Genomic DNA, 20,841 nt, shown 5'->3' on the forward strand with positions numbered 1-20,841 from the left:
TCCCCTACTATACCTTAACATAGATCCCGCTAACAAGCAGCGGGATACTTAACCATCATCTACACCGTCATACCACGATTCATTCGCGGTATCTCAAAGCATAGATCCCGCTAACACGTAGCGGGATAACGGTTGTTGTTTAGCTATAAATATTAAGAAATTTACCAAATGAAAAAAAAGGCAAAAGAAGCCCCGTGGTTATTATCCGCTTTAAAATATTGGCGTTTTTTATGTTTTAAACGCTTGACAAGCGAGATTCAGCCGCTTTTAATTGCAACTAACTTACGCTGCAAATGTTTAAGAAATTTACTAAGCAGAAAAAAAGACAAAGAATCCCCGAGTTAGCTAGTCTTTTACTATCTCTGTCGAGTATTGGCATTTTTTGATGTCTTGTAACGCTTTATAAGCGCGTTCAGCTTATTTAGATAAAAATCTAGATGTAGATGAAGTTTTGTAAAGACATACAGTATCTATATACTGCAAAAAATTGAACATAAGACGCCGATACATTAAGTAATCCTTACCTTTTAATCTGCAGATTGGCGAAAGCAAATACAATAGCTTCACTATCATGATAAGGGCGCTGGCGAAGGGTGTCAAGTAAGTTTTTTCGTTTCTATTCCCAATAAAAGTTTGTTATATGGTTATGCAAGAAGTTTAATACTCATAGTTTCAAGCATATACTGAAATATTTCATTAGCTATAGCAACATCTTGGCGTGGGGCTTTGCCGTGTTCTATAAACACAGAGATTGCATAGCGCGGGTTATGGTAAGGGCCATAGGCGATAAATAACTTATGACTTTCGCCCTTAGAGTTTATTTCTGGTGTACCGGTTTTGCCAGCAATTTGTATACCGCTTAGCCCTTTCTTATAGGTTCCAGTTTTAGAATTCACCACGTCAAACATAGCTTTTCGAACTATGCTAAGATGCTCACAATCCACATCAATATCGGGAAAATCTTGTATCGTTTCATTCATCTTAATGCGGGGAATTACCTCTTTTCCTGTTGCAATCCTCGCTGCAAGAACTGCAAGCTGTAGTGGTGTTGTAAGCATATACCCTTGTCCTATAACTAAGTTGATAGTGTCACCTAAATACCACTGCGAATATAGCTTTCGTGTACGCCAATCTCTATCTGGCAACAACCCTGGAGCTTCTTCTTTAAACGTTCCAATCAGTGGCCCACTTCCAATACCAAATTTTCTGGCCATTTCTACTAGAGAGTCTACACTTATTTTTTTCCCTATATTATAAAAGTAAGTGTTGCATGATAATGCCATTGCCTCATTTAAAGATACATACCCATGGACTTTGCTTTTCAGACAACGAAATTTCCGCTCACCTATTTTCATATAGCCCTTGCACGAGAATTTCTCTTCTGGTGTTATTATCCCGTCTTTTAAACCCGCAAGCGCAACTATTACTTTAAATATTGAACCAGGTGGAATTTGATATGATAACGCACGATTCACGAGCGGCAATGAAGGAGCATTCAAGCTCTCCCAAGTCTCATTTGATAGCCTGCTAGCAAAAAGATTATTATCGTAAGAAGGTGAATTATATAATGCTAAAATTTCTCCATTATTTACATCAATTACCACTGCGGAGCCTTGGTGATCTTTAAATACCTCTGCGGTTTTCTCTTGCAGATTAATATCAATTGTCAGTTGTACATCTTGTCCGTCTTGTTGTGGTATGCTTGATAATTCTTTTATGAAGCGTTTTTTAGAATTTATTTCCTGCTCAGATTTTCCTGACTTGCCTTTCAATATATGATCATATGTATATTCAATACCGCTGATTCCTACTTCGCTTATGCCTTGCTGTCTTTTTGTATATCCGATTACATGAGAACACATTGAACCAAACGGGTAATAACGTTTATAAAGAGCAGTTATTTTTTCTGACGATTTTGCTATTTTAGACTCGACTTCTGATAATGTCTGCAAATCAACTTCCTTACCAGAACCATCAAACAAAACAACATACGAAATTTTGTTTACCGCAAGTTCAATGCTATTCCTATCTAAAATTTTGCCCCGCTTAGGCATAATAGTAGCAACTCTTATTCTATTACTATTAGATAGTGCTTCGTACTTTTGTCTGTTTCGTATTTGTAAATTATATAACCTGCAACTAAAAACCGCAGAAATGGTAAGCTGAATACCACCTAATATGAATGCTCTGCGGTTAAAGACTTTGTTTTTTGTCCACATAACATTCCTTCAAAACACACTTTTTTCCCCTCTTTTATTGTTACACTTCTGGCTTTTACCGTATTACAAACCCTTTTTTCCCACTCACTTAAGGTCACAAACTTATAACCTGATTTTTTTAGTATTTTAATAATATGAGGTAAAGCTTCAATTGTGTTTGACCTGTTATTGTGATCATGAAACAGTATAACTGCTCCATTATGTACATTACTTAAAACTCTTTCAACTAAAGTTTCTGGCTTATCACCTTGCCAATCTAGCGAATCAACTGTCCATAATATTGAATACATATTTAATTGATCAGTATTTTCAATCAGATTATCGTCATAACATCCATATGGCGGACGAAACCATTTTACATCTTGTTTTATTGCATTTTTAATTGCTGTATTTGTCTTTTCCAATTCTTGCAATTGTTCCTCACTTGAAAGTGATGTCAACTTCCTATGCGACCAAGAGTGATTGCCTAACTCATGACCTGATTCATGAATTTTCTTTACTATTTCAGACGTTTTTTCATTTATACGTTCACCAAGCACAAAAAATGTTGCTTTTGCTTCATAGCTTTCCAGAACATTAATAATATCGTTTACTCTATTGTTAGACGGTCCATCATCAAACGTAAGCGCAACAAACTTATCGTCGTTATTCAATAATTTTTTTATATTACTTAAATTTCTATATGATAGATCTAGATTACAACTGAGCCCACAGTATGGTAAATTAAAATTACAATCACTACAAAAAGCCGTACTTGAATATAGTAAGAAAAAAGTGATTATCCTTATAAACATTTGTAATCAGCAAAGTGATAGAATACTACACTTTTTTGCTAAGTTAAGCCATCTTTAATTGCTGTAGCCTTTACTTCATCGCTTCTTTAATATATTGTATTAACAATTTTATATAATATATTATGATTGCAAATATAAATACCGTTGTGCTTCAGGGAATTAGCACAGTAAATGTCAATGCACAAATTCATATGGCAAATGGTATTCCAGCTTTTAATATTGTTGGATTGCCAGATAAAACTGTTGCGGAATCCAAAGAACGCATCAGAGCAGCGTTAAATTCAATCAATCTACTACTACCTCCAAAAAGAATTACAGTTAATCTCTCCCCTGAGGATTTACTGAAAGAAGGTAGTCATTATGACTTGGCTATTGCTATTGGACTACTTGTTGTAATGAATGTGATACCAGTTGAAAAAGTTCAGTCTTATATCATTATGGGTGAGCTTGCCCTTGATGGCAGAGTTATTCCAGTTTCAGGAGTGCTGCCAACAGCGATCAATGCAAAACAGGCAAATAAAGGAGTAATTTGCCCAAGGGGAAATGGAGTAGAGGCTTCATGGGTAAAGAATGTTTCAATTCTAGCTATAGAGAAATTAACTGATATTATCAGACACTTTAAGGGTGAGCAATTAATTCAGCCAGTAATTTTTAAATATAGTGATGCACCCAAAGAAAAAAGATTGGTTCCCGATATGAAGGATATTAAAGGCCAAGTTGTTGCAAAAAGAGCAGCTGAAATTGCAGCAGCAGGTGGGCATAATATGCTTCTTGTTGGCCCTCCTGGTACTGGAAAATCAATGCTTGCTAAGCGCTTTATAGGATTGCTGCCTGATTTAACCGAACAGGAGATGATTGATGTTAATATTATTTCCAGCATAACAAAAACTGGTAATGAAATATTCAAAGTAACTCGCCCCTTTCGTGAACCTCATCACTCATGTTCCATGCCAGCAATGATAGGAGGAGGAAAGAATGCAAAACCCGGAGAAATTACCATGGCTCACAATGGCGTGTTATTTCTTGATGAGCTACCTGAATTTCCAAGACTCGTGCTTGATTCTCTGCGCCAACCACTTGAAGATAGAAAAGTTACCGTTGCAAGGGCAAATGCTCACATAACCTACCCTGCCAATTTTCAACTGATAGCTGCAATGAACCCTTGCAGGTGCGGTTATTTAGGTGATGCAAGCAGATCGTGCAACAAAGCTCCAAAGTGTGGCACAGATTACAAAAACAAAATATCAGGCCCATTGCTTGATAGAATAGACATATGCATTGAAATGCCAAACGTTAGCATACTCTCTCCTGAAATCTCTGTGGAGGGAGAAAGTACTAAAATTATAAGAGAAAGAGTGATAGCAGCAAGAAAAGTTCAAACTGAGCGCTATAGTGAATTAAATATTCGTTGCAATTCAGAAGTAAGCGGTGAAGCATTTAATAAATTTACTGAACCAGATCAGGCAGGGTTAGAATTGCTAAAATACGTACTGAAAGAAAATTACATTTCCAATCGAGGCTACACACGCGTATTAAAAGTTGCAAGAACTATTGCAGATCTTGCAAAAAGTGAAGAAGTAAAAAGAGCACACATTGCTGAAGCGCTCAATTACAGAATAAAGGTATATTAAAAAATTAGTTTACTTGACAGGCAATTTTTTTTACTATATGCTTCCTTAATGAAATTTTAACATTCTATTTAAGGAGTAGAGTTATGGCATTAACAAATTATGAGTATAGAAAAGATGATGGCATTTTTCATGCTATTTCAGAAGGATATATACAAGCTAAAAAATACTGGGGAATTCCTGGTGCTGCTGGTGGAGCTGGTCAGTACGCTATGCATAATAAAGGGAGAACAGCATTATTTCCGCTTACAGTTGCAAGTGTTGTCTTTACAGCAATGCATATGAAAGCAGGCTTTGTTAGTGCAGCAGAAGCTTCTGGGTTTCTTGCTAAGACTGCCAGTTACTTTGTTGGAACAAATCAAGCAATAGCTGCTTCATTACCTGGATTTATCGGAACAGGTGTTGCTGGTCAGATAGTTGCGGGTGCCATAATGGCAATTGCTGCAGTTGCTGCTGTTTATGGAACATATCAAGTTGCCTCAAAATTAAAAGATGTTGCAGTTGAAGCATTGAAAGGGAAAGATCAGACAATATAATAATCTTCAACAAAATAAAAAGGGATAGGTTTCTGTCCCTTTTTATAAACGTTTTCTATTTTTTGCATCGGTTAAGTGATGTCATCTAAGAATCTAGTTATTATAATTAACGGCACTTATTAGTATAAATGTTAAGAATAAGTAAATCCCGTTTACTATTTACGCCTATAGAAGTGAAAAGTATTTGCATATTATTAAAAAAGCGGTAACTTATTATCAAGTGAATTCGCTAAATTTGAGTAATTTAAATGTCTATTGATCTTAGTCTGCCGGAGTTGCCTATATTACACCCAAGGATTACCGTTGTGGGAGTGGGTGGTGCTGGTGGAAATGCTGTGAATAACATGATCCAATCTAATTTGCAAGGAGTGAATTTTGTTGTCGCAAATACCGATGCTCAAGCACTAGAAAAGTCGTTATGTGATAAAAAAATTCAGCTTGGCATTAATTTAACTAAGGGGCTTGGTGCTGGTGCTTTGCCTGATGTTGGCAAAGGTGCAGCAGAAGAGTCAATTGATGAGATTATGGAGCATATAAAAGATAGTCATATGCTTTTCATCACAGCAGGAATGGGCGGTGGTACTGGAACCGGTGCAGCACCGGTAATTGCAAAAGCAGCCAGAGAAGCAAGAGCCGCAGTTAAGGATAGAGCGCCAAAAGAAAAAAAGATATTGACTGTTGGAGTTGTAACTAAACCGTTCGGTTTTGAAGGTGTGCGCCGTATGCGCATTGCAGAGCTTGGACTTGAAGAACTGCAAAAATACGTGGATACACTTATTGTCATTCCAAATCAGAATTTATTTAGAATTGCAAATGAAAAAACTACATTTTCTGATGCATTTAAACTTGCTGATAATGTTCTGCACATTGGCATCAGAGGAGTAACTGACTTGATGGTCATGCCAGGGCTTATTAATCTTGACTTCGCTGATATAGAAACAGTAATGAGCGAGATGGGCAAAGCGATGATCGGCACCGGAGAGGCAGAAGGAGAAGATAGAGCAATTAGTGCTGCAGAGGCTGCAATATCTAATCCATTGCTTGATAATGTATCAATGAAAGGTGCGCAAGGAATATTAATTAACATTACTGGTGGCGGAGATATGACTCTGTTTGAAGTTGATGCTGCAGCCAATAGAGTGCGTGAAGAAGTAGATGAAAATGCAAATATAATATTTGGTGCTACTTTTGATCAAGCGATGGAGGGAAGAGTTAGAGTTTCTGTTCTTGCAACTGGCATTGATGGTCGCAATAATAAATCAGAAACTTCACCTATAAGTCAGAGCGAAGACTCAGAGAAAGAGAAATTTAAGTGGCCATATAGTCAAAGTGAAAGTACACAAGACAAAACACTGGAAACAAAACCAGCTGAACAGGTAAGCGAAGGAGCTAAGTGGGGCAGCAATATCTATGATATACCAGCTTACTTAAGAAGAAAAAAATAATGCAATTTTGGCTACTTAAGTCAGAGCCAAGTGAATACTCATGGCAAAAAATGGAAAAGGAGCAGGTAGTTGAGTGGGATGGTGTGCGCAATTATCAAGCTCAAAATTACATGAAAATTATGAAAGTAAGCGATCTTGCGTTTTTTTATCATACAGGTAAAAAGAAAGCAATACTTGGAATCGTTGAAGTATTTAAAGAGTATTATCATGTTAATGATCCCAAGTTCGGATTAGTGAATGTAAAGTTTTTGAAACCTTTAAATAACCAAGTAACGTTAAATAATATAAAACAAAACCCACTTTTGAAAAATATGACTATATTAAAACAACCACGTTTATCAATTGCCCCAGTTTCGGAAATTGAATGGAATGAAATAATAAGGATGAGTGATGTGTAATACCTGTCATTTCAGTTCCTAAATGATGTCATCTCAGCACACAACGCACAGCTGTATGAATATTTGTCTCGAAGGCAGTGCATTAAACGTTATAGCCGATTTTGCATCAAACACAAAGGTGTCATTCCAGTGCTTGACACTGGAATCCAGCCTTAATGCAACCACATTAAAGCCGTTGTGTTTTAATATAAGATTAGCTACTTTTATATTCACTAACTTGATGTCTAATCAAAATTCCTGGATCCCAGTGCCTAGACACTGGGATGACATCCTTCTAGTGTACAATATTCGTACAGTTGTGTACATGACACAAGGGTCTATAACTCTTCTTTTTTGGATTCCAGTGTCAGCTATTTGCATGACACCCTTACTGATGTGTCACTCATGTTAGAAGTAAATATTCTTGACAAGAAATGGTGCAGCATTATAGAAAATCCTAAAAATTTTGTATTAGGTGTCATCAATGCTTCTCTAAAAGAATTAAAAATAGACCACTATAAACCAAATATATCAATAGCTCTGGCTGATGATGACTTGCTACATCAACTTAATTTAAAATTTAGAGAAATGGATAAGCCAACTAACGTACTATCATTTCCGTATGAACAATTGTCTAATGAGTGCGATTTAGGAGACATAGCAATTTCAATAGACACAATAAAAAGAGAATCGCATGAGTATTATATACCCATTCTTGCTCACATTGCACACATGTTAGTGCATGGATTACTGCATTTACTTGGTTATGATCACCAAAAAAAAGATGAAGAAATTATAATGAAAAATCTAGAAAGAGAGATTTTAGCTTCGCTTGGCTACAATATGTGTGCGATTTAAAAGGAATTTAATAAAAATATAGTAGATGATAATAAAATATGTTATCTACAAAGGGTTTTAGCTATAAACAATAAAAGGTAAGTGATATGGTTCAGTTTTCTTTGCCAAAGAATTCTAAAATTAATCAAAAGGGCAAAATTTATCCTATTCCTGCTAGAGCAAAAAACATCAGAAGATTTCAAATTTACCGTTGGTCTGCTGATGACGAGAAAAACCCTAGAATAGACACATTTTTTATTGATATGGATAGTTGTGGCCCTATGGTACTTGATGCATTAATAAAAATAAAGGATGAAATAGATTCGACTTTAACTTTCAGACGTTCTTGTAGAGAAGGCATATGTGGATCTTGTGCCATGAATATTGACGGAACCAATACTCTTGCATGTACTAGATCTATACATGATATAAAAGGTGACGTAAAAATATATCCATTACCTCACATGTATGTAATAAAGGATCTAGTCTCGGATTTGAGCCAATTTTATGAGCAATACAAATCAATTAAACCTTGGTTACAAGCAGATAAGCCTGCCCTACCAAATAAAGAATACTCTCAATCTTCTGAAGATAGAAAAAAATTAGATGGCTTGTCCGACTGTATATTATGTGCTTGCTGTTCGACTGGTTGCCCAAGCTACTGGTGGAATAGTGATAAATTTTTAGGACCAGCAATACTATTACAAGCTTACAGATGGATTGCTGACAGCCGTGATAATAAGACAGGTGAAAGACTTGATGTTTTAAACGACCCATTCAAGTTGTATCGTTGTCATACAATAATGAATTGCACAAAAACTTGTCCTAAAGGACTTAATCCAGCAAGAGCAATAGCGAAAGTAAAACAGCTCATGGTAGAGAGAGAAGGAGTTTAAGTATTATCTTTTGCATTCTTCGTAAGAGAACAGCAAACCTTCCGAAGCGTAGGGTATTGTTAATACCCTGAACGCTTTTCCGTTTGTGAAGTGCATCGTATCATCGTACGATTCAAATAATTTTTTGAACAACTCATGTCTTTGGTTACTAATAGTTTGAAAATCCTCTTTTTCTAAAAGCTTTTTAGATTCGAAGAGGTAAAGCATAACTTCGTGATAAGTTGGGTAAGATGCCAAAAATTTTGGGTCAAATTGAAAGGTTTTTATAAAAGCATTATTATAAAATTTTAGCTTTTGATTCTTACTATATATTACTATAGCAACCGGTAACCTCTCAAGCAAATTTTTCTGTGTAGCTAAATAACTGTTTAATTCAGTATATAATTTCTCTGCATCACTAACATCTTTCCCATACATTACTATGCTACCAGAACCTTGTATTGGAATTTTAACAAAATCGAAAACCTTAGGTTCGTTCTTATAAGTTATGACATGTCTTCCTGGTTTTGTGCTATGAGCGCTACCGGTAATAGCAAATTTCTTAGAACCATCTACATATTTATCATAAAACAAGTTATAAAATTCCACCTTTCTACTCTTGTTATATCTTAGTATTGGAAATGGTAAAGAGTTGAAAACGTTTTTATAGCTCTCCACTTCCTGTGTAAGCTTACTATTTTCTAACTCAAGTCCGTTAGCCTTTATCTTACAGTCTGAGACATTCCTTATCCATAACAGCACACCTATCACATTGTTAGAATCATCTATTATGCTTCTACCGTAACATATGCAATAAACCTCACTGTCTTTTGACTTTAAATCTAGAGTAAAAGATTTATTTATTTCCTTTGCCTCAACAAAATTTTTGATTAAGCTTTCTGACTGCTCAAAAAAATTCACAAACTCATTAAATGAGTAAAAAACAGTATTAAGCAAAATTAGTAAATTGGGAGAGAACTTTTCTATACGTTTTTTTGCATCCCAAATATAAAACCCATCATTCACAGTATCAATTAAATTATTTATGATAACATTTTGATGCTGTAAGTTCTTAATCTTATTACTAATTTTTAATTTAGAATAAGAGAGAAAGAATAATATTAGAATCAATATTAAAACCACTTCATACAAAAAAAACATAGCACTTTTAAAACAAATGTAAAAATTTGTAACCGCTCAGAATTATGCTGAAGAGGTATATAAGTAAAGATTGCCTAACATTTGAAAGCCCAATCTCTTATAAAGGTTCACAGAAGATTTCATACAATGTGCTACTATATATTTGCATTCAAGCTGTTTAGCTATCTTTATTCTTTCTAAAACCATTTGGGTACCTATTCCACGATTCCTGTAAATTGGTAAAACTCCATCACTATAAAAACCAGCTACGCTATCTTGAACATAAAGACCGCATGTCTCAATAATTTCATTATTTAGTGTTACAAGAAAAAATCTTAATCTTGAGTTCTTATCATCATAATTTGATAATCCGCGAAAAAATGTGCTGACAATTCCAACGCCATGATAAAAAATTTTAGAAGTGTGTAGATCTAACTGTTCTAAGAGGTTGCTACCATTCACAGCATTTAACCTCAAGTTTGGAATAACATCAGCAGGTAAAAAGTAATTTTTCATATTAAGTAAAGCTTTTTTTGGTGTGCTAACGTGTTTTATTTCACACTTTTCTAAAATATCTCTTATTTTCATATGTGAATTTATTACCCATGTTGCTTCTATATCTCTTGTTCTGAGATAATCTAGAGTTTTTTGTATAGAAAGCTCGGTACATTGATCTCCACAGAACACAAAATTAAATAATGACTCCCTGGTACCATTTATTGTAAATATGATGTTATCAAATTCATCGTGTACTTCCCACTCAGATAAATTCGCTGTGTACAGTATATAATCCTTTAGATTTTGAACAATTAAGCTTGAATAATAAATTTTTTTATCCTGCATACACCAACAATAAACAATAAAAGGCTCCTATAAGAACACAGGCTAAAATTGCAGCTATAACGTCATCTAGCATAATACCTAAAGGACCTTTGGTATTTTTATCGATTAAATTTATAGGCCACGTTTTTATTATATCAAAAAACCTAAAAGAAAAAAAGCACAACAACAATGAAGAACAATTCATCTCTTGGCTTAACAATATCGAAACTAAAAGTATCGTCAGCAATTGACCAACCACTTCGTCAATTACTACCTCTTTTGGATCACATGAAGTCTTGTAATGTTTTATATAATTACCTGTAGACCATAATCCAATTAAGAATAAAAAAGAAATAATTGCTGCACCTAAAATTTTGTTGCTCAGGATTACAGGAACAAGCGGAAAAGAAGCCAAACTACCCACAGTACCTGGCATTTTTTTTACTGTTCCAGACAGCCACGACGTTGATATTAATTTATATAAAAATTTCACAATATATCCAAATACAAAATTAACTTATAAGAACAGAAAGAGTATCCTCTATAGAGGCGCTTTCATACAATAATCTATAGACCGCTTCACATATAGGCATTTTTATCTTTAGCTTTCCTGCTAAATTAAATATGGACTCAGCAGTGCTAAAACCTTCAATCACTGACTTGCCTTCTGACAAAATCTGCTGAACATTAAAGCCATTGTCACTATTACCTATTTTAAACCCAAAAGATAAGTTTCTTGAATTCAAGGATGTGCATGTCATAATTAGGTCACCCAGACATGCTGGCCCAAGTAGTGTATTTATATCCACACTACCGTCACCAATTTTTGCTGAGTATAAAGCCTTAATTTCGCTCATACTTTTCGTAATCAATGCTGCATGAGCATTAAACCCAAGTTTACTACCTAGAACAATCCCACACGCTATAGCAAAAACGTTCTTTAACGCTGCACAAATCTGTACTCCTATAATGTCGTTACTAAACTCCAATTTAACATTTTCTTGTTGCAGCTCTGATACTAGCTTTGAACCTAATGTGTTATTTTGGCATGCAAGAACCATTGAATAGGGTAATTTTCTTGCAACTTCTACAGCAAAGCTAGGACCTGAAAAAATAGCAATAGGATTGTTAGGTAAAATTTCATTTACTATTTCACTAGGTAATTTTAATGTAGACTTTTCTATTCCCTTACAAGCTAAAATTATTGCTACATCTTTTTTCAGATTACAATTATGCAATTGCTGACATACCTTCCTCAGAGACTGAGTGGGAACAGCGAGGATTGTTACTGAAGCATTAATTATGTCTTCAATAGCCAATTTTACTGACACATTATCAGAAATTCGACAACCGGGTAGCTTGTCACTTTCTCTTTTCCCGTTGATTGATTCAAATGTAGTTTCATTGTGAGTCCACAAAATCACATCTTTCTTACTACCTAATGAAATTGCGATTGCTGTACCCCATGCACCAGCACCTAAAATTGATATTGCCACACAATATTCCTGAAAATATTACTTATACTTTAAAATAGTAGGATAAGTAAATTAAAAATATAACACAGACATATAGAATAGTTAAATATTTATTAACCGAAGTATTCTTTTAATAATAGTAACTTTAATTCAATATTTACTAAAAATATTATTACTATCATGGTATGTCTATTATATTTTAGATCTATTTATATAACTTTGGAACAATATATTTACTATTAATTAATAAGTGTAATTTTGATCATTTGTTAATAAAAATTTGATTTATTACTTTCCTTAGTTATATATATTACTAAAATTATAAATTATTTATGGGGTGTAAAATATGCGTATATTATTAATTGAAGATGATCAAGTAAGTGCAAAGACTGTAGTTAACGCCTTAACTTCTGATGGACACTTCTGTGACGTTGTTACTTCTGCACAAGATTATAACAATAATATGGTTTCCTCAAACGGAGATTACTATGACCTAGTTATTTTAGATATACACTTACCTGGTGATATTGACGGATATGATATATTGTTAAGACTAAGAAGTGCAAAAATCAAAGTTCCTGTCTTAATACTTTCATGCATATCCGCTGTCAATCACAAAGCTAAAGGACTCGGGTATGGTGCCGATGATTACTTAACCAAGCCATTTCATAAAAGCGAGTTATTAGCTCGAATTAAGGCCATAGTGCGTCGTACTAAAGGCCATCCTGAATCGGTGATAAAGATTGGTAATATAAATATCAATTTTGATCACAGGGTTGTTGAGGTGAAAGGTAAAACGGTTCACCTTACTAATAAAGAGTATTCTATGATAGAATTGCTAGCACTGCGTAAAGGAACAGTACTAACAAAAGAAATGTTCTTAAATCATCTTTACAATGGCTTGGATGAACCTTCAGATAACAAGATAGTTGATGTTTTTATGTGCAAATTACGTAAGAAACTTGAAAGTGCAAATGATGGAAAAAGCCACATAGAAACCGTTTGGGGCAGAGGGTATGTTCTGAAAGAGTATATTGATGATGATGAATATTCTAATGTTAATGTAGGCGAAAGTAGTGATGGCTATCAAGCAGAACAAGTGAAGGACAACGCATGAAATGCCTACACATTTAAATATAGCATGGCTTATATCGCACGTATCATGTGAACGCCTAGGTGAAATATAAGCCGAGTTCTGTTTATGTAGCTATTTATCTGGAGTAAATGTTACCATTTACCGCATGCGATTTACCCGAGTAGATATGAGGAAAACATAAAATCTACTTCTATTTAATCTTGCTCCTAGTGTTGGTTACTCGACTACCAATGTTGCCATTGCCATGGTGTGCTCTTACCACACCTTTTCACCCTTACCTAAAAATATTTTAGGCGGTAATTTTCTGTAGCCCTATAACTGGAGTTACCTCCGGCGGGCATTACCCGTCACTATTTTTCCTTGGAGCCCGGACTTTCCTCTGCTATGTTTATCACACAACAGCAGCTACTTATTCCACCTAGGAATTATACTTTAACATGAAAATCACAAAAGCAAAAGACAATTTCCTAACAGTCTACATATTAAAAACATTTAGACAAATAGCTAAAGGTGATATTCCGGCACATCATCACTATCCCAAGATAAGCTTTTTTCACTTTTAGACTCCGCTTCAGTTAGTCAAGAGCCTGGTCCACCGCTTGAAGACGATGAGCTACTTCTTGATCGACTACTACTTTCTACTGATATACTATTTAGCACTGTTTCAGATTGATATATAGTTCGCATTCTGTTACCAGTGGTAAAAATTTCTTCATCGCTACTTGAAGATGATCGCCTTCTATAACCCAAATCAGTTAGTTCTAATACAGGAGCAGCATTACGACCCTTAACATATCTATATGCTATGAATCCTATAATTCCAACAATACCTATTGCTCCAAACAAAGATCCCCCTATCATTCCTGCCTTATTAGACCCTATAGCAAGTTGAGTAGGTTGTGGTGAAGAAGTAGACTGAGGAAGTAAAGTCGTGGTGAATATAGGAGTTGTTGACTCTTTTGTTCTAGTACTTGGTATACTAAATACTGTTTGTGTAGTTTTCTCTGAGCTTGTTGTTGGCGCAGTTGGTTCCACTGTTACTGTGCTTGTTTGAGTCGTTGACTCTGTTGAAGGTTTATTCGTTGTAGAAGTAGGTGCAACGGCTTCTGTTGTTGGCTTCACTGTTACTGTACTTGTTTGAGTCGTTGACTCTGTTGAAGGTTTACTCATCGTAGAAGTCGACGCACCAGTCGCTGCTGTAGGTTTTACAGTACTTATTTCAGTTTCCGAAGGCACATTAGTTGACGTTGCAGTAATCGTGGTTGCTTGTGAAGTAGCAGTTGTTTTTGTTGCTGTTGTTGGCTCCACTGTTACTGTACTTGTTTGAGTCGTTGACTCTGTTGAAGGTTTATTCATTGTAGAAGTAGGTGCAACGGCTTCCGTTGTCAATTTAGTAGTCTTCACAGCGTCGGTTTCTGCTGTGCTAGTAATTGCAGCAGTCGGCGTCTTCTTAGAAGTCACAACCGTTTCTGCAACAGTTATAGGAGCCACGGTACTACTAGAAATAATATCTGGCGTTAATCGACCGTTAATGATATTAACAAAATCACTGAGAGTTTTGATGCTATTTGCCGGTATTATTGTTGCTTCAGAAGATTTTCCAGAGCCGTTTTGATTAAAAGTTACAATATTTTCTCCACTTACCGCAGTTACGATAAAACCACCCTGACCGTTGCCTTTAATATATAATTGCTCTATAGGATCTGTAAATTGATAGATAGGAAAATCTGACACTGATCCATTTTTAAGTAGAGTTGCTATATGTAACCTCTGCTCATTAGCTGATTGGTCATTTTCAAGAAAAGCAACTAGATCATTTCCTTCCGTTTGTTCAACATACTGCAAAAAGCTTATTTCATGTTCTCTAGAAAGAGATAGTGCTTTATTATCTATTTGACCTTTTCGATTACCAAGTAAAAAGCCATTAACTCTATCCTTCAGACCCTGAATCACTTTAGCCATATCAAATTTAAAAATACGTGTTTTTCTCACCTCTTGATTTTCCTTAGTAATCCTTTTGCTCACTTGCGAATAAAGCATCGTGTTTCCATTTAATGCCAATTGCCCCTGATTATCAAAATTGAACAATTTTCTTTCTGTAACACCTTTTTCTCCAGTCAATACCTTAAATTTTCCGCTCTCGCTTGACTTTAAGTACCAAGAAACTAAAGTTTGATCCTTTAAGTTATGGGCGATTACAATTACGTCACCATTACCAACTTTCACTGCTCTTGGTTGAAAGTAACTATTGCCCACATTTGCAAGACTATTATTATCAATATTCTTTTGTAATTTTCTTTTATCTAAATGTTCAACTGAAGGAGTATTAACTGATTGTTTAATTCCGTAAGTGTTAAAAGATAAGCCTTTAACGCATTTTTCTCCTTCTTCGCTAATTCCTTCTTCAGGAAAGATAACTCCAACTTTATCTATTTCAGCTGAATCTTCTATTAATGTGAGAGATAATTGATCTTTGAATTCATTTGCTACGCTGATATTTGTACCACATTCGTATGTTTTTGATTGATATAATGGACTAATAAGTAATTTTACTTTACTGCTCCCATTACCATTATCTTGATAGCTGAGTCCGTAAGCAACTCCATTCCCCTCAATTAATTCTACGTTTGTTGGATTAAAACCTATCGCTTCTTTAATTTCCGGTGTATTTGAGTTGATCCCGAGCAATCTTCTTAATATAGACATAATTTTATTTAAAATATTAATAAAATGCTATTATGATTACTCCTGTGTGTTAATGTCAATGAAAATTTTAACTAAAATTAAAAAATTAATATAATATTTTATACTAAAAGGTAAATATAAGCTTGAAGAGGGCTAAGAAGCTTTATGCTATTTCTCAAAAAACCAACAATTGCAATCATTGGTTCTACAGGTATAATCTGTTAAAGTTTACACGAGTCTCATGAATGATAGAAAAAGAAGAGCAGTTTAGTTTTACATCAGAAAACCTCAAGAAAGCGGGAAAGTTTATAGAGATGTATCCCAAAGGTAGAGAAGGTAGTGCTGTTATGCCTTTACTATATCTGGTTCAAGAGCAATGCGGATGGGTTTCTGAATCTGCTATGCGTTATGTTGCTGATATGCTGCATATTCCACATATTCGTGTATATGAAGTGGCAAATTTTTACACCATGTATAATTTAAAACCAGTAGGCAAATATCTAATACAAATTTGTAGAACAACTCCTTGCTGGTTGTGCAATAGTGAAGAAGTTTTAAATACCTTTAAAAAAAAACTTGGAATCAATATCGGTGAGACTACTAAAGATAATTTGTTCACTTTAAAAGAAGTTGAATGCCTAGGTGCATGCGTTAATGCTCCCGTTGTGCAGATCAATAATGACTTCTATGAAAATCTTACTCCTGAGAAAGTAGAAAACATCATAACAGAACTTTCAGGCAAATAGATGAAAGAAGAATTTTCATTCAAGAGAATCAAGCAATCAGGTTCTGCAAGAGTTGGAACAATTAAAACTCCAAATGGAAGCGTAGAAACCCCCGCTTTTATATTCTGCGCAACAAAAGCTGCAATTAAAGCTGCAGATATTGAAAGAATAAGTGAAGCTGGTACCCAAATCATACTTTCCAACACCTATCACCTAATGCTTCAACCAGGAGAGAATACTGTTGCAAAACTTGGTGGTTTGCGCAAGATGATAGGATGGAATGGGCCAATGCTAACTGACTCAGGTGGATATCAGATATTTAGCTTAGGCCACGGATCAGTTTCGGAAGAGATAAAAGGAATAAGAAAAAAACAAAAAACTTTGATCAAAATTAATGAGGATGGGGCAATTTTCCGTTCTTACATTAATGGTAAAATTTATTGCTTAACTCCTGAAAAATCTGTACAAATTCAACAGAAATTAGGTGCAGATTTAATCCTAGTTTTAGATGAATGCACTCCATTTCACGTAAGCAAAGAATACACAGCAAAATCAATGCTCATGAGCCACAGATGGGCTGAACGTTCTTTAAATGAATTTGAAAAAAACAATAATGGCAAGCAGGCACTGTATGGAATTAGTCAAGGCGGAGTGTATCAAGATTTACGTAGAGAAAGTTGTGATTTTATCAACGATTTGCCATTTTTTGGTCAAGCAATAGGTGGATCACTTGGTCAAAGTAAAGAGCAGATGCATGATGTAGTTTCTTTCACTATGGACCACCTGAAAAAAGACAGGCCTACTCATTTGCTTGGTATTGGTGGAATTGTGGACATCTTTCGCGGAGTAGAGCTTGGAATTGACACGTTTGATTGCGTGCATCCAACCCGCTTAGCAAGGCATGGTGGCGCACTTGTTAAAGTAAAAAACAGAAATTCTATTTCTTCAAAGTGCAAAGAGCATATTAATTTGCGGAATCAACGATTTGAGCTGGACAACAACCCAATTGAAAGTGACTGTTTATGTTTTACCTGCAGAAAACATTCAAGAGCTTATATACACCATTTACTGAAAGCTAAAGAGCTCCTGGCTTACACGCTCGTTACCATTCATAATATTTTCTTTATGAATAAGTTAATGGCATCAATAAGGCAGGCTATATTAGATGATAGGCTAGATCGGGAGAAAAATAATTGGATTAGTGAGACACCACTACACTGTGAATTATACACCTAGTTCATATTTTTCTACGCTTATTTTATATTCCCTAAAACAGAAAAAGCCTTCCTCTTCCTACTCTTTCTTCCTTGGCTAATCCATAGTTAGCGTTTTTTGCACATGTGCGTTGCATTTTTTAATCTTCTTTAAAAACTTGACAATACATGACAACACTGGTATGTTAAAAATATAGTTTTTGTGAGGTATTTATGGTTAACAATAAAGAAAAACATCAAATAGCGTTTTGCGTTTCAGCCGTTACATTCTTAGCTGGGTTATCATTAATCGCAACTGCAATTGCAGTGGGTACCGTACCTGCTATAGCTGCTTGTCTAGTGATAGGAGGAATTTTGACTGTCTTGTCTGGTGTGCAAGCAGTAGAAAGCTATTTATTTTTACGAAACAGCGAGAAAACTTTGAATAAACTGATAAGTAATATACGCGACGAACCAGAAAGCAAACTTTTTATAGAAAGGATTTTGCAACCGTTCATTGAACTTTTTAGTGAGCTTAAGCAACATAATTAAAGTACACTAAGCTTTAAGCATAGAAACCACTTTATCGTAACTTGGCAATGATTCAATTTCTCCAATTGCAGCTAGAGTGGTTTTTTCATGCTGAGATAACAATTCTTCTGCTGCTTTTTTTACGTTAGCAGTGGTAACTGCACTAATTTTTTCTATTAATTCATTTTTACTGATGTACCTATTATAGTTACCGTAGTAGTGTCCCAATGTTTCAGCACGTGAGCTAACACTTTCGCGTGACATTAAAATTTGGGATTTTACTCGCTCTTTCACTCTATTTACTTCTTCTTCCTTCAGATCATCTGTAGACAACTTCTTCAACTCTGTCGTTATAGATTTTAAAAGCTTATCTAAGTTACTACTGTCTGTACCAGCAAAAATGGAAAACATTCCTGTATTAGTATAGCTGGAATTAAATGAATAAACAGAGTAAGCTAATCCCTGCTTTTCCCTTACTTCCTGAAATAAACGTGATGACATTCCGCTCCCTAATATAGAATCAAGCACTTGAAACGTGTGATATTTATCGTCATGGCGAGAAACACTAGGTAGACCAATTAGCAAGTGTACCTGATCTAATTTACGATGTTCTAAATACTCACCACCAGTACAGCTCGCATTTTGGCTTTTTTTCAGCTTTTTAGAATGAATCTTTGAGAGAAAATCTTTGGTTAATGCAACAACTTCTTCATGTTCAACATTTCCTGCAACGGCAAATAGCATATTCTCACCAAAGTAATGCTCATTTATGTAATTATCTAGATCTCCTCGAGTAAAAGATTTTACAGTATTTTGCGTGCCTAAGATTGACCTACCAAATGGTTGGTCTTTATAAGCTGCCTCAAAATATTTGTCGAAAATAATGTCACTTGGTGAATCATTAGTTTGAAAAATCTCTTGTATTACAACACCCTTCTCACGTTCCAATTCATCTTCTGGAAACGTGGAATTCATCAATATATCTATTAATATATCAATACCAGTTTTTATGTCTTTCTTGAGGACTTTTGCATAATAGGTGGTGCTTTCCCTACCGGTGCTAGCGTTGAAAACTCCACCTATGTCATCAAAAGCTTTTGCAATTTCAAAGGCAGTTCTTGTCTTCGTCCCTTTGAAAGCCATGTGTTCTAAAAAATGGGATATTCCATTTTGCTTTGCACTTTCTGCTCTACTGCCAACACCAACTCGTATGCTTAAAGCTACGGAATCAATATCACGCACCTGCTCAGTTATTATGCGCAGACCATTATCTAATTTTGTTACCCGGGGTATATTCATCTCATATATTCTTCTAAGTTCTCTTCTGCAAAATCCCAATTAATCAAATGATCAAGGAAAACTTTTATGTAGTCAATTCTACGGTTTTGACAATCTAAATAATAGGCGTGCTCCCACACATCCATAGTGAGTAGTGGCACTTGGCCATAAATTATTGGCAAATCTGCATTTGGAGTCTTGGTGATTTTGAGCTTTCCTAACCTACCTTTTTCGAGCACTAACCATACCCATCCACTGCCAAACTGGCTTACTCCATGACTCGAAAATTCTTCATAAAATTTATCAAAGCCACCGATATCGTCTTGAATTTTTTTTGCTAGAAGACTACCATCTTTAGGCTTACCACCACCATTTTTTTTCATTGAATTCCAATAAAAAGTATGGTTCCAAACTTGTGCTGCATTATTAAATATAGGCAAGTTGCCGCTATTACCATGCACTTTTGTTATTAATTCCTCAATTTTTACATGTTGATAATCCGTATTTTCAACTAGCTCATTGAGTTTATTTAAATATCCTTTATGGTGCTTATCATAATGAAAATCTAAGGTTTTTGCAGATATATAAGGCTCCAAAGCTGTTTTATCGTATGGTAATTCAGGTAAAGTAAAACTCATAAAAACCTCTTTATTTCTAACCTACTTGGATGGTAGGGCAATATATGCTTTTGTGCAACATATAATTAATAGCTAAAACATTTAGGTATCTATTGCATTATTCTAAATTATACTACAATAACGATTATTATATAAGCCATAGAAATGGATTAAATGCAAAAGTTACTTGACACCCTTCGCCAGCGCCCTTATCATGATAGTGAGGCTATTGTATTTGCTTTCGCCAATCTGCAGATTAAAAGGTAAGGATTACTTAATGTATCGGCGTCTTATGTTCAATTTTTTGCAGTATATAGATACTGTATGTCTTTACAAAACTTCATCTACATCTAGGTTTTTATCTAAATAAGCTGAACGCGCTTATAAAGCGTTACAAGACATCAAAAAATGCCAATACTCGACAGAGATAGTAAAAGACTAGCTAACTCGGGGATTCTTTGTCTTTTTTTCTGCTTAGTAAATTTCTTAAACATTTGCAGCGTAAGTTAGTTGCAATTAAAAGCGGCTGAATCTCGCTTGTCAAGCGTTTAAAACATAAAAAACGCCA

General features: G+C 35.0%; 21 protein-coding genes and 1 other RNA gene. 10 read left to right on the plus strand and 12 right to left on the minus strand.

Going from position 1 to position 20,841, the window contains the following annotated elements:
- Positions 1 to 644 precede the first annotated feature (644 nt).
- Both L0Z58_RS03560 and L0Z58_RS03565 read right to left on the minus strand, forming a co-directional pair.
- Positions 645 to 2,219 carry a penicillin-binding transpeptidase domain-containing protein gene (locus tag L0Z58_RS03560; protein ID WP_010962786.1) on the minus strand — a complete coding sequence of 525 codons (1,575 nt, stop codon included), beginning with the start codon at positions 2,217 to 2,219 and terminating at the stop codon, positions 645 to 647.
- Positions 2,174 to 3,013 (minus strand): polysaccharide deacetylase family protein, encoded by an 840-nt coding sequence (locus tag L0Z58_RS03565; protein WP_010962787.1) that lies wholly within the window; start codon positions 3,011 to 3,013, stop codon positions 2,174 to 2,176. Before L0Z58_RS03565 ends, L0Z58_RS03560 begins: the two co-directional genes overlap by 46 nt.
- Positions 3,014 to 3,135: 122 nt before the next feature.
- Here L0Z58_RS03565 and L0Z58_RS03570 point away from each other — a divergent pair, with 122 nt between their 5' ends.
- The 4 genes from L0Z58_RS03570 (at position 3,136) to L0Z58_RS03585 (ending at position 7,020) form a co-directional block, all read left to right on the plus strand.
- Positions 3,136 to 4,644, plus strand: a complete 1,509-nt coding sequence (locus tag L0Z58_RS03570; RefSeq protein ID WP_010962788.1) for a YifB family Mg chelatase-like AAA ATPase — start codon at positions 3,136 to 3,138, stop codon at positions 4,642 to 4,644.
- Between the two features lie 83 nt (positions 4,645 to 4,727).
- Positions 4,728 to 5,177, plus strand: coding sequence for a hypothetical protein (locus L0Z58_RS03575; protein ID WP_010962789.1), 450 nt, complete (start codon positions 4,728 to 4,730; stop codon positions 5,175 to 5,177).
- 248 nt (positions 5,178 to 5,425) lie between these two features.
- Positions 5,426 to 6,622, plus strand: a complete 1,197-nt coding sequence (ftsZ, locus tag L0Z58_RS03580; protein WP_010962790.1) for a cell division protein FtsZ — start codon at positions 5,426 to 5,428, stop codon at positions 6,620 to 6,622.
- Complete coding sequence (locus tag L0Z58_RS03585; protein ID WP_010962791.1) at positions 6,622 to 7,020, plus strand: EVE domain-containing protein; 399 nt, start codon at positions 6,622 to 6,624, stop codon at positions 7,018 to 7,020. The genes ftsZ and L0Z58_RS03585 overlap by 1 nt, the downstream gene beginning before the upstream one ends.
- Before the next feature lie 33 nt (positions 7,021 to 7,053).
- Here the strand turns inward: L0Z58_RS03585 and L0Z58_RS03590 are convergent, their stop codons facing one another.
- Entirely contained in the window at positions 7,054 to 7,233 is a 180-nt protein-coding gene (locus tag L0Z58_RS03590) for a hypothetical protein (protein ID WP_022626337.1), read from the minus strand.
- Between the two features lie 15 nt (positions 7,234 to 7,248).
- Positions 7,249 to 7,380, minus strand: coding sequence for a hypothetical protein (locus L0Z58_RS06905; RefSeq protein ID WP_255322244.1), 132 nt, complete (start codon positions 7,378 to 7,380; stop codon positions 7,249 to 7,251).
- A gap of 24 nt (positions 7,381 to 7,404) precedes the next feature.
- Between L0Z58_RS06905 and ybeY the strand changes: the two genes are divergently transcribed.
- Positions 7,405 to 7,857 carry an rRNA maturation RNase YbeY gene (gene ybeY / locus L0Z58_RS03595; protein WP_010082473.1) on the plus strand — a complete coding sequence of 151 codons (453 nt, stop codon included), beginning with the start codon at positions 7,405 to 7,407 and terminating at the stop codon, positions 7,855 to 7,857.
- Between the two features lie 86 nt (positions 7,858 to 7,943).
- Entirely contained in the window at positions 7,944 to 8,732 is a 789-nt protein-coding gene (locus tag L0Z58_RS03600) for a succinate dehydrogenase iron-sulfur subunit (RefSeq protein WP_010082472.1), read from the plus strand.
- Between the two features lie 3 nt (positions 8,733 to 8,735).
- Here the strand turns inward: L0Z58_RS03600 and L0Z58_RS03605 are convergent, their stop codons facing one another.
- Genes L0Z58_RS03605 through L0Z58_RS03620 form a run of 4 tightly spaced genes read right to left on the minus strand, consistent with a single transcriptional unit; the run spans position 8,736 to position 12,169 of the window.
- Complete coding sequence (locus L0Z58_RS03605; protein WP_010962793.1) at positions 8,736 to 9,872, minus strand: hypothetical protein; 1,137 nt, start codon at positions 9,870 to 9,872, stop codon at positions 8,736 to 8,738.
- A 42-nt stretch (positions 9,873 to 9,914) separates the two neighbouring features.
- Positions 9,915 to 10,694 carry a GNAT family N-acetyltransferase gene (locus tag L0Z58_RS03610; protein WP_010962794.1) on the minus strand — a complete coding sequence of 260 codons (780 nt, stop codon included), beginning with the start codon at positions 10,692 to 10,694 and terminating at the stop codon, positions 9,915 to 9,917.
- On the minus strand, positions 10,684 to 11,166 hold the full coding sequence (locus tag L0Z58_RS03615; protein WP_010962795.1) for a phosphatidylglycerophosphatase A family protein: 483 nt from the start codon (positions 11,164 to 11,166) through the stop codon (positions 10,684 to 10,686). Before L0Z58_RS03615 ends, L0Z58_RS03610 begins: the two co-directional genes overlap by 11 nt.
- A gap of 19 nt (positions 11,167 to 11,185) precedes the next feature.
- Positions 11,186 to 12,169: an NAD(P)H-dependent glycerol-3-phosphate dehydrogenase gene (locus tag L0Z58_RS03620; RefSeq protein ID WP_010962796.1), complete on the minus strand. Its 984-nt coding sequence runs from the start codon at positions 12,167 to 12,169 to the stop codon at positions 11,186 to 11,188.
- A 325-nt stretch (positions 12,170 to 12,494) separates the two neighbouring features.
- Between L0Z58_RS03620 and L0Z58_RS03625 the strand changes: the two genes are divergently transcribed.
- Complete coding sequence (locus L0Z58_RS03625) at positions 12,495 to 13,265, plus strand: response regulator transcription factor (protein ID WP_010962797.1); 771 nt, start codon at positions 12,495 to 12,497, stop codon at positions 13,263 to 13,265.
- A 51-nt stretch (positions 13,266 to 13,316) separates the two neighbouring features.
- Here the strand turns inward: L0Z58_RS03625 and rnpB are convergent.
- Positions 13,317 to 13,666, minus strand: an RNA gene (rnpB, locus tag L0Z58_RS03630) — RNase P RNA component class A.
- A gap of 157 nt (positions 13,667 to 13,823) precedes the next feature.
- Positions 13,824 to 15,950, minus strand: coding sequence for a hypothetical protein (locus tag L0Z58_RS03635; protein ID WP_010962798.1), 2,127 nt, complete (start codon positions 15,948 to 15,950; stop codon positions 13,824 to 13,826).
- A gap of 224 nt (positions 15,951 to 16,174) precedes the next feature.
- Between L0Z58_RS03635 and nuoE the strand changes: the two genes are divergently transcribed.
- The 3 genes from nuoE (at position 16,175) to L0Z58_RS03650 (ending at position 18,399) form a co-directional block, all read left to right on the plus strand.
- Entirely contained in the window at positions 16,175 to 16,675 is a 501-nt protein-coding gene (gene nuoE, locus L0Z58_RS03640) for an NADH-quinone oxidoreductase subunit NuoE (protein WP_010962799.1), read from the plus strand.
- Complete coding sequence (gene tgt, locus L0Z58_RS03645; protein WP_010082445.1) at positions 16,676 to 17,890, plus strand: tRNA guanosine(34) transglycosylase Tgt; 1,215 nt, start codon at positions 16,676 to 16,678, stop codon at positions 17,888 to 17,890.
- 191 nt (positions 17,891 to 18,081) lie between these two features.
- Complete coding sequence (locus tag L0Z58_RS03650) at positions 18,082 to 18,399, plus strand: WD_0736 family protein (RefSeq protein ID WP_010082444.1); 318 nt, start codon at positions 18,082 to 18,084, stop codon at positions 18,397 to 18,399.
- Positions 18,400 to 18,405: 6 nt separating this feature from the next.
- Here L0Z58_RS03650 and L0Z58_RS03655 read toward each other — a convergent pair whose 3' ends face one another.
- Both L0Z58_RS03655 and L0Z58_RS03660 read right to left on the minus strand, forming a co-directional pair.
- Positions 18,406 to 19,677 carry a M16 family metallopeptidase gene (locus tag L0Z58_RS03655; protein ID WP_010962800.1) on the minus strand — a complete coding sequence of 424 codons (1,272 nt, stop codon included), beginning with the start codon at positions 19,675 to 19,677 and terminating at the stop codon, positions 18,406 to 18,408.
- A complete protein-coding gene (locus tag L0Z58_RS03660; protein WP_010082437.1) occupies positions 19,674 to 20,294 on the minus strand; it encodes a superoxide dismutase in 621 nt (206 codons plus the stop codon). Before L0Z58_RS03660 ends, L0Z58_RS03655 begins: the two co-directional genes overlap by 4 nt.
- Positions 20,295 to 20,841: the final 547 nt, after the last annotated feature.

Origin of the sequence: Wolbachia endosymbiont of Aedes aegypti (assembly GCF_021496215.1) — a bacterium.
Taxonomy (GTDB): domain Bacteria; phylum Pseudomonadota; class Alphaproteobacteria; order Rickettsiales; family Anaplasmataceae; genus Wolbachia; species Wolbachia pipientis.